A 4,178-nucleotide genomic window follows, 5' to 3' on the forward strand; every position below is an offset into this window, starting at 1 on the left:
CCGCCACCGCCACCACCACCGGAGGACAAGGCGCCCGTTGATAACCTCAGCAGTGCTCAACTCTCCGGGCTTTTTGTGGGTGACGGTGACGGTGGCGCCATCATCCAGATTGCCGGTAAACACAAGCGTGTGCGGCTGCGCGAAGTGGTGGAGGGGTGGACGCTGTCATCCATTCAAGACCGCAGCGTAATTTTTACGCGAGGCGGCCAAAGCCGTGCATTGCAGCTGCCCCGTGCAGCTTTGACCTCGTATACAGGTTTGCCTCAGGCGGCGCGTGCTGCGCCAGCGCCCATTCCGCCGACGTATCCAACTCCGGCCGCAGCGCCCAGCGCGCCGCAGTCCCCTGCCAACAGTGCTCCGGTGCAATCGCCGGCTGCGCGTACCGGCGCCGGTGGGCGCCCATTGGTGCCCGTTTTTGGCGGCAGCGCTTCGCAGTAAGGCGCCTTGATTGCTATGCGCCGTGTCCAACTCCATTCCCTCAGGGCTTGTGTAAATCTATGACTTCCACCCGATTCGTACTGACCGCTATGGCACTGGCTGCTGCTCAGGCGGCGCTCGCTCAGGATGTGCGTCCCCAGTCCGCAGAGGCGGTTCAGACCCCATCAGCGCGCTCTGAGGTTCCGGCGGCAGTGCCCGCTGAAGGGGCGCAGTCCGCCGCAAACCCGGCGCCCAACACTTCCCAGCCGCGCTACATCCAGGGCAACGACCAGGTACTGGCGCCAGCCCGGCAGGTGCCTTCAATTGAAGGGGCGCCTTTGTCATTCAACTTCGAAGAGGCCCCTGTGGCAGAGGTGGCGCGCACCATCCTGGGTGACATTCTCAAGATCCCGTACGTGCTGCACCCACCGCTGGCGGGCACGGTGACCCTGTCCACGCGCACCCCCATCCAGCCCGACCAGGCGGTGTTCCTGCTGGAGAGCGCCTTGCAGGCCAACGGGCTTGCCATGGTGAGAGATGTACGTGGCACTTATCACGTCGGCAAAGCCGATGCGCTCAAAAGCATTGGCAGCGCCGTTCGCCAATTCGCAGGCGGTAGCGGTGCTCCCCTGCCTCCAGGGTACGGGGCTATCGTGGTTCCGCTGCGCTTCATTGGTGCAGGGGAGATGGCCACCATCCTTCGGCCGTTAGCTCCCCCCGATGCAATTGTCCGCGTGGACAATGTGCGCAATCTGCTCGTGCTTGCCGGCACCCGCAGTCAGGCAGAGGGTTGGCTGGATCTGGTCAATACGTTTGACGTGGATCTGCTCAAAGGTATGTCCGTGGGGCTCTTTCCGCTGAAGTACGCCACCATCAAGGAGGTCGAGGCGGCCTTGCGGCTCGTCAGCGGTTCAGCGCAGGCGCCAACCGGCGCCCCCAGCGGCTCTTCCATTGCAACCACGGCGGGTGCAGCATCCGCTGCTTCAGGCGCGTCGGCAGCGGCGGCCGCCATGCTGGGCGAAGGTAATCCGCTGTTTGGCGCTCTGCGAATCATGCCGGTGGAGCGGCTCAACAGCATATTGGTGGTGACACCTCGGGCGGCCTATTTGGAGGAGGCTCGCCGATGGATCGAAAAGCTTGACCAACCGAGTGACAACGGCGCTGAAGCGCAGTTGTTCATTTATCGCGTTCAGAACGGTAATGCGAAGCACCTGGCCAGTGTGCTGTCCGGTATCTTCGGTTCCGCCCAAACCAACACAGCTACCGCTAACAGCGGTGTAGCACCTGGTCTGGGTGGGGCGGCGGGTACGTCACAAGTGCAATCGCCCTTTGGCGGCACAGGCTCTGCATTCGGCAATAGTGCCTGGGGCAATTCCGGCAATACCGGCTACACCACGGCCAATCGCACCGGCTCGACGATGGGCAGCTCCAGCGCCTTTGGCAATACCAGCTCCTTCCAGAATCGCAATAACCAAACGGCAAACACCACAACCCAAGGCATGGTGGCGGCCAATGTCGGCGGGGTTCGCGTGATGGCGGACGAGCTCAATAACTCCATCCTGGTGTGGAGCACCCGCGCCGAGTTCCAGAAAATCGAATCCACCCTGAAGCGGCTGGACCAGCCACCCACCCAGGTGCTCATCGACGCGTCGATCATCGAAGTCACTTTGAATGACACCTTGCAATACGGTCTGCAATGGGCCTTCAGCGGCGGAACCGGGGGCGGCAACACCGGGGTGGGGCAGTTGTCCACCAACGATAAAAACCCCAACAACAACGGCAGTCTCAATGTGGCCGCTGGTGCGGGTTTTACTTACTCATTGATCAATTCGGCCAGCAAAGTGCGGGTGATCTTGAACGCGCTGGCCAGCCAGGATCTGCTCAAAGTCGTGTCCAACCCTTCGTTGATGGTGCTGGACAATCACACTGCGATGATGGCTGTGGGCGACCAGGTGCCCGTGCTGACAAGCACCACCGATTTTCTCAACAACAGCAACGTCTCGACCAGCACCGTCCAGTATCGGGATACAGGTGTCAATCTGGCGGTCACTCCATCGGTGAATGCGGGCAACCTGGTGACCATGCAGATCGACCAGAGCATGACCGATCAATCTTCTTTGACTGGCGCAAATAATCAACCCATCTTCCTGCAGCGGCAAATCAGCAGCAAGGTGGCCGTGCGCAGTGGCGACACCATTGTTTTGGGGGGGTTGATCAAAGACAATCGCTCCGCGGGGAAAAGCGGCGTTCCTTTGCTCAAGGATGTTCCGCTTCTGGGCAACTTGTTCAGCAATACAACCAATACCGGCAAGCGGACCGAGCTGTTGGTGGTGTTAAGCCCCCGGGTGGTCCGCACCGACCCCGAGATACGCGAAGTGAGTGAAGACTTACGTGATCGCCTGCGAGGGCTGAACATCATTGAAATGCGCGATGGTGCCAAGGCGCGCCCCGCCCCTGCAGTGCAATCCGTAAGTCCGCAGTAGCTCGCGTACTAGTTAGTGTTAGTAATCAATCAAATGTAGATTGTTAATAGAAGGAAACCATCAAGATGAAGACTCTTTCGTGGATTCGCCAGCGACAACCCCTCTGGATGCCCGCGTTGGCCACAGTGGCCGCCATGGCGCTGGCTGGTTGCGCCACCATGGCGGCTCCGCCAGAGAAGGTGGTGGAGCAGCGCGCCACCGAGTACTGGAAGGCGCGCATCGCAGGGGATTACGCCAAGGCTTATTCGCTGTCCACGCCGTCGTATCGCAAAGTGCACACTGTTGAGAAGTTCCGCGTGCAGTTTGGTGTTGGAGCGAATATAGAGGCCGCAGAGCCGCTCAAAGTTACCTGTGAGAGTCGTGAAAAGTGCACGGCCCGCATGAAATTGAGCGCAACACCTGCCCTCTTAGGGATGAAACTAGGTAGGATCGACACGTACGTGGACGAGACATGGTTACTCGAAGACGGTAAGTGGTGGCGTTATCAGGATTTGTGATTGCGAAAAGGGTCTTGACGCAGCCACTGGTCCATACGAATGAGGCTCTACCAAGCCGCCTAGATGACTGTTGTTTTTCATCAACGACAGGCGGTTTCACTGCCCGCCCGCTGTACAAGTCCCCCGTGTGCTGTGCTACGATGCCTAAGCGTAATCAATCGTGGTAGTTGCGCTTACAAACTTTTTAACTGGAGTTCTTGATATGAAGAAAAATGTGATGGCCTTGAGCATTGCTGCCATGATTGGTAGCCTGGGCTTTGCGGGTGCTGCTTCGGCTGCTGTCATCACCGGTGGTGGTGCTGCTATCGATGCTGCAACTATTGCCACGGCAGGCCAGATGACTGCTCGCACCGCAACGGGTTTGGCTGTGTCCGAAGGTGGTGTGGGTCATGCGCTGGTGGTGCCTTACTACAATGCACAGAACGGCAACATGACCGTCCTGCACGTCACCAACACTGACCAAGACAACGGTAAGTTGGTGAAGGTTCGTTTCCGTACCGCTTCCAATTCGGATGACGTGCTTGACTTCCAAGTGTTCATGTCGCCGGGCGATGTGTGGACTGCTGCTGTTATGGCTGGCGCTGACGGTGTGGCGAACATCGTTACTGCAGACAATACTTGTACAGTGCCCGCTCTCACCAAGAACGTTGCGCAGCCATTTGTTCAAACTCGCCTGCCTGCGTTTGCTGATGCGGCCACAAAGGCCAATTTGACTCGCGAAGGCTACGTCGAAATCTTCAACATGGCAGACGTTACTAACGCAGCAGTCTGGGATGCAACT

General features: G+C 58.9%; 2 protein-coding genes and 1 pseudogene. All 3 read left to right on the forward strand.

Annotated elements, in window-relative coordinates:
- Positions 1-527: 527 nt before the first annotated feature.
- Positions 528-2,900 (forward strand): type II secretion system secretin GspD, encoded by a 2,373-nt coding sequence (gene gspD / locus DBR23_RS07845; protein ID WP_233250325.1) that lies wholly within the window; start codon positions 528-530, stop codon positions 2,898-2,900.
- Between the two features lie 65 nt (positions 2,901-2,965).
- Positions 2,966-3,397, forward strand: a complete 432-nt coding sequence (locus DBR23_RS07850; RefSeq protein WP_108497857.1) for a hypothetical protein — start codon at positions 2,966-2,968, stop codon at positions 3,395-3,397.
- Positions 3,398-3,599: 202 nt separating this feature from the next.
- Positions 3,600-4,178, forward strand: a pseudogene (locus DBR23_RS07855) (cell surface protein); the annotation flags it as partial.

The sequence above is a fragment of the Acidovorax sp. HMWF018 genome (assembly GCF_003061035.1).
GTDB classification, from domain to species: Bacteria; Pseudomonadota; Gammaproteobacteria; order Burkholderiales; family Burkholderiaceae_C; genus Acidovorax; species Acidovorax delafieldii.